The organism is Kitasatospora sp. MBT63, from assembly GCF_000710465.2.
In the GTDB taxonomy this organism is placed as follows: Bacteria; Actinomycetota; Actinomycetes; order Streptomycetales; family Streptomycetaceae; genus Kitasatospora.
Map to the genome: position 1 here is coordinate 1 of NZ_JAIZ01000264.1, position 4982 is coordinate 4982.

The 4982-nt window shown below is 74.8% G+C and carries 7 protein-coding genes; 3 read left to right on the forward strand and 4 right to left on the reverse strand.

What is annotated here, in order from left to right; translation table 11 throughout:
- On the forward strand, positions 1-855 hold an 855-nt coding region (locus AA75_RS16605), incomplete at its 5' end, for an NAD(P)-dependent oxidoreductase (protein WP_033820828.1).
- A 25-nt stretch (positions 856-880) separates the two neighbouring features.
- Here the strand turns inward: AA75_RS16605 and AA75_RS16610 are convergent.
- Positions 881-1081: a DUF5326 family protein gene (locus AA75_RS16610; protein WP_033820829.1), complete on the reverse strand. Its 201-nt coding sequence runs from the start codon at positions 1079-1081 to the stop codon at positions 881-883.
- A gap of 199 nt (positions 1082-1280) precedes the next feature.
- On the reverse strand, positions 1281-1943 hold the full coding sequence (gene tenA / locus AA75_RS16615) for a thiaminase II (protein WP_033820830.1): 663 nt from the start codon (positions 1941-1943) through the stop codon (positions 1281-1283).
- 244 nt (positions 1944-2187) lie between these two features.
- On the opposite strand from tenA, the gene AA75_RS16620 reads away from it, so the two are divergent.
- On the forward strand, positions 2188-2562 hold the full coding sequence (locus tag AA75_RS16620; protein ID WP_033820831.1) for a phage holin family protein: 375 nt from the start codon (positions 2188-2190) through the stop codon (positions 2560-2562).
- Positions 2563-2580: 18 nt separating this feature from the next.
- On the opposite strand, the gene AA75_RS16625 is transcribed toward AA75_RS16620, so the two are convergent.
- Entirely contained in the window at positions 2581-3012 is a 432-nt protein-coding gene (locus AA75_RS16625; RefSeq protein ID WP_033820832.1) for an SsgA family sporulation/cell division regulator, read from the reverse strand.
- A gap of 198 nt (positions 3013-3210) precedes the next feature.
- On the opposite strand from AA75_RS16625, the gene AA75_RS16630 reads away from it, so the two are divergent.
- Positions 3211-3735 carry an NUDIX domain-containing protein gene (locus AA75_RS16630; RefSeq protein WP_033820833.1) on the forward strand — a complete coding sequence of 175 codons (525 nt, stop codon included), beginning with the start codon at positions 3211-3213 and terminating at the stop codon, positions 3733-3735.
- Positions 3736-3774: 39 nt separating this feature from the next.
- Here the strand turns inward: AA75_RS16630 and AA75_RS16635 are convergent.
- Positions 3775-4982: globin domain-containing protein (locus AA75_RS16635; protein WP_149038181.1), on the reverse strand; the 1208-nt coding region annotated here is incomplete at its 5' end.

Below are 4982 nucleotides of genomic sequence, written 5' to 3' on the forward strand. Positions count from 1 at the left end.
TCGTACGTGGCGCGGGCGGCCGCCGCGGGCGGGGCGGAGGTGCTGTGCGTGGGGCGCCGGCCGGGTCCGGTGGGCCGGCACGTGTTCTGGGACGCTGCGGCCGGGGTGCCGGAGCTGGGCGGGGCCGACCTGGTGGTGCACTGCGCGGCGGCCGTGGGCGATCACCCGGTGGGGTCCCTGGCCGAGGCCGGGCAGTACGAGGTGAACGTCGGCGGCACCGGGCGGCTGCTGGCGGCGGCGGCCGGCCGGCCGGTGGTGTGGGTGAGCAGCGCCAGCGTGTACAGCCCCCGGCCGGGTGGCGCGCCGGTCCGGGAGAGCCACCCGACCGTGGACGGCCACCTGAACGGGTACGGGCGCAGCAAGGCGCTCGGTGAGCGGCTGGCGCTGGATGCGGGCGCGGTGGTGCTGCGGCCGCGGGCGGTGTACGGGGTGGGGGATCCGCATCTGGTGCCGCGGCTGCTGGCGCGGGTGCGCGGGGGTGTGCTGGCGCTGCCGGGCCGGGATGTGGCGCTCAGCCTGACGGCGGTGGAGAACCTCGCGCAGGCGGCGCTGGCGGCGCCCGGGTGGCCGCCGGGCGCGTACAACGTGGCGGACGCGGTGGCGTACCGGCGGGACGAGGTGGTGCGCCGGGTGCTGCGGGCGTACGGGGTGCGCGCCCGGATCGTTCATGTGCCGCTCGCGCTGGCGCGGTTGGCGCGTTCGGCGGAGCTGACGCCGTACGCGCTGGACCAGTTGGCCCGCAGTGTGGTGCTGGACACCGGCAGGGCGAGGGCGCAGGGGTGGGTGCCGCGGTACGGCCTGGCGGACCACCTGGCGGCGGTGGTGCGGACGGCGGAAGGCGCCCGCACCCCTTGAGCGGGGTGCGGGCGCCGGCGGCGGTTCAGCTCTTTGCGGCCTTCTTGACCAGGATCACCACGGCGGCGGCGACGCCGACCACCACCAGGACCTTGAGCAGCAGTGCGACCAGGGTGCCCACGACGCCGACCACGAACCAGATCAGGTTCCAGGCCAGCACCAGCACCAGGATCGGGACGACGATGTTGCGCACCCACGAGGGCAGCGACTTCCAGAGCTCGGCCATGTCTGTTCCTTCTCTCCCCTCGGGCTCGGCGCCGGTTCGTCCGCCGCTCTTCCCGGTTGCTTTCGGTACTTCGATCGTAGGCGGCGGCAACCGGTGAAACGAGGGCCGTCGCCCCCGAGAGAACCCGGAGATCACCCCGAGCCCGGGCCTCGGGGCAGTCCCCGAGCCCGGTCCCCGGGGCGGCCCCGGACCGTTGCCGTCACACCGGCCAGGTCTCGCCGCGCCAGGCGGCGTCCCAGAACATCCACTCGTACCGGGAGGTGGTCGAGAAGTGCTCGACCATGCGGCGGCGTTCGGCCGGGGAGATCTCCTCGCCGAGCCGGTCGGTGAGCGCGAGGACCCGCCGGACCACGGCCTGGAAGGCCTCGTCGCCGTAGGTGGAGATCCACTTGGCGTAGAGGGGCTCCGGGGAGGACCGCGCGAGCAGCCGCTCGCCGACGCGGGCGTAGATCCAGTAGCAGGGCAGCACGGCGGCGACGGCTTCGGCGAAGGAGCCGCCGTAGACGGTGGCCAGCAGGTAGCTGGTGTAGGCGCGGGTGGTGGGCAGGACCGGTGCGGCGGCGGCCTGTTCGGCGCTCTCGCCGAAGGCGGTCAGGAACTCGGCGTGCATGCCCTGCTCGGCGGCGATGGCGCCGACGGCGTCGTCGGCGAACGCCTGGACGTCCTCCTCCGAGGGCGCCTTGGCGGCGCAGACGGCCAGCGCCCGGGCGTAGTCGCGCAGGTAGTGCGAGTCCTGGACGACGAAGTGCCGGAAGGCCTCGCGCGGCAGGGTGCCGTCGGTGAGGCCGGCGATGAAGGGGTGGTCGAGGATCTCCGCGTAGACCGGCTCGATGGCCGCCCAGAGCTCGTCGGTCAGTGCCACTGCTGTTGCTCCCTCCCCGACCCGGGCTGCGGTGGTGCCGCGCCACGGCCAGGTTCTGGCGGTCGGCGCGGCGGTGGCCGGGTGGCCGTCAGCGCCCTCTCAGCCCGCTGCGGCGGGCTCCCGCGGTGTCCTTCTCTGTCCGGCCGACCCTATCGGGCGGCCCGCCGCGGCCCGTCCGGGGCTGCGGCGGACCGTGGCACCCGGCGCTTCCCAGCGGCGCCGCGGCCTGCCACCATCCCGAGTCATGAAGAACTTCACGATCAAAACCCTGATCAACGCGGCGGCCATCTGGGTCGCCGCCTGGATCGTCGGCGGGATCACCCTGTCCGGGCACGACTGGTGGCACAAGGCGGTCACGGTGATCGCGGTCGCCCTGATCTTCGGTGTGGTGAACTTCCTGATCAAGCCGCTGGTGAAGCTGCTCTCGCTGCCGCTGTTCATCCTGACGTTGGGCCTGATCACCTTCGTGATCAATGCGTTGATGCTCTGGCTGACCTCGTGGGCCTCGGACAAGCTCGACCTGAGCTTCCACGTCGAAGGCTTCTGGGCGGCCCTGCTGGGCTCGCTGATCATCAGCATCGTCTCCTGTGGGCTCAACCTGGCCTTCGGCGACGACTGAGGCCGGGTGCGCTGCCGGTCAGCCGGTGTCCTGCCGGCCGGGCGCCGACAGGATGCCGGCGAGCTGCTCGTCCAGGTCGCCGGCGACCACCTCCGCACCGACCGGCACCAGGCGGTCGGTGCGGGCCAGGAAGGCGATCAGCGGCGCGGCGGGCGCGCGCAGCACCGCGTCGTGCCCGGGGGCGTGCAGCACCAGGCGGACCTCGGCGGGTCCGCTGCCCGCCGGGTGGACGTGGACGTCGCCCTCGCCGGCCGGACGCCTGATGCCCTCGACGAGCAGGTCGCGGCCGAACACCCAGCTGACCGGCCGGTCCCCGGGCAGGTGGAAGGTGAGGCGGACGGCGTAGGGATCGGCCGCGTCGTACTCCAGGTCGACCAGGATGCGGAGGGAGAGCCGGTCCGAGGCCACCAGGTGCATGACGGTGTGGTCCTGGACTGTGGTGCTGCTCATGCGCCGGTACCTCTCGTTCGGCCCGGCCCGCGCGGGCCGGGGGCTCGCCCCGGGGTGGGGTCTGCGGTTGGCTGTGGTGGCACGGCGTCCCGGCGGCGGCCGGCGGAACCCGATCCTCCCGATCGTGCACCTGTACGGGTTTCGGCCCCGCCCCGGCGCGGCAGAATCCCGCACAACGCCAGCCCTCCGGAGGTGGCCATGCCCGGCCCGGCCCGCCCAGTCGTCAAACGCACCGCCCGGGCGATCCTGCTGGAGCTGGATCCCGAGCGGCCGCACGCGCAGGCCGCCATCGTGCTGATCAAACGCACCCGCCCCGGCCGCCCGCCGTACTGGATCACCCCCGGCGGCGGGGTCGAGCCCACCGACCGCACGGTGGTGGACGCGCTGCACCGCGAGGTGGACGAGGAGCTCGGCGGCAAGGTCGAGGACGTGGTGCCCGCCTTCGTCGACACGGTGTCCCACTCCCATCACGAGGACGGCACCCTGGCCCACCCGCACGGGGTCAAGGTGCAGCACTTCTTCGTCTGCCGGCTGTCGGCCATGGACCCGTCGCTGCGCCACGGTCCCGAGGTGGACGAGCCGCGCGGCGAGTACGAGATCGTCCGGCTGCCGTTCACCCGCGAGGGCGTCACCGCGGTCAACGTGGTGCCGCCCAGCCTGCGCGCCTACCTCGCGGCCAACATCGAGGGAGTCCGCGCGCTGCTCGCCCCCGACCTGGGCTGACGCCCGGCCCGGTGGGCCTGCCGGCCGGGCGGCGGCCGGTCAGCCGGCCGCCAGGTCGCCCACCAGGTCGTGCCGCACCCGCTCGGCGGGCACCCCGGCGCGGGCCAGCGCCGCGGCGCCGCGCCGGACCATCGCCGCCGGTCCGCTCAGGTACGCGCAGTACCCGTGCCAGGGCGCGTACCGGGCGACCACCTCCGGCAGCTCTCCGGCCAGCGCGACACCGGGGGCCTGCGCCGGCGGGGACAGCACCGGGTGCACCGACAGCCAGCGGTGCCTCTGCTCGATCCGGCGCAGCGCGTCCAGTTCGTACAGCTCGGCCCGGCTGCGGGCGCCGTAGAACAGCTCGACCGAGCGGCCGTCCGCGCCCCGCTGCGCCAGCTCCTCGACCAGTGCGTGGACCGGGGCGATCCCGGTGCCGCCGCCGAGCAGCAGCAGGTCGCTGCCGTCGGCCTCGTCGAGCACCATCCGCCCGGCCGCCGGGCCGAGCCGCAGGACGTCGCCGGGGGCCGCCCGGTGGACCAGCGCGCCGCTCACCCAGCCGGCCTGGACGGCCTTGACGTGGAAGGTCAGCAGGCCGTCCGGCCGGGGGGCGGTGGCGAACGAGAAGTGCCGCCAGACCCGGGGCCACCAGGGCGTCTCGACCGTCGCGTACTGGCCGGCCCGGAACGGGTAGGCCTGGTCGGGGCGCAGGGTGATCACGGCGATGTCCCGGGTGCGCTGCTGGTGCGAGACCACCTCCGCCTGCCACCAGGGTGGCGAGGTGCGGGCGGAGCTCTCGGCGGCCTCGATCATGATCCGGGAGACCAGGCCGTAGACCCGGCGCCAGGCCAGTTCGGTCTCGGTGTCCCAGCGGCTGCCGCAGAACTTGGCCAGCGCCGCCACCAGGCACTCGCCGACCGGGCCGTAGTGGCCGGTCAGGGTGCCGTACTTGCGGTGGCCCTCGCCGAGCCGGGTCAGGTAGCCGGTCAGGCCGGCCGGGTCGTCGGCGCTGCGGGCCGCCAGCAGCAGGGCCCGGAACAGCCGGTCCCGCTGGACGTCCATGGCCGCCGGGAACAGGGCCCTGACCTCGGGGTGGTGCAGGAAGATCAGCGCGTAGAAGTGGGCGGTGGCCCGGTCGGCGACCGGTTCGACGACGGCCAGGCTGGCCCGGATCAGCTGGATGTCGCGCGGGGTGGGCGGCGCGGTGGCCGCCGCGTCGGGGGCGGCCACGGCGGGGGCGGCGGACGGGTGCGACGGGGGTTCGGCGG

Coding starts and splice junctions, on each gene's coding strand:
- AA75_RS16610 (WP_033820829.1), bottom strand. CDS start 1,081: ATGGCCGAGCTCTGGAAGTCGCTGCCCTCGTGGGTGCGCAACATCGTC.
- AA75_RS16630 (WP_033820833.1), top strand. CDS start 3,211: ATGCCCGGCCCGGCCCGCCCAGTCGTCAAACGCACCGCCCGGGCGATC.
- AA75_RS16625 (WP_033820832.1), bottom strand. CDS start 3,012: ATGAGCAGCACCACAGTCCAGGACCACACCGTCATGCACCTGGTGGCC.
- AA75_RS16620 (WP_033820831.1), top strand. CDS start 2,188: ATGAAGAACTTCACGATCAAAACCCTGATCAACGCGGCGGCCATCTGG.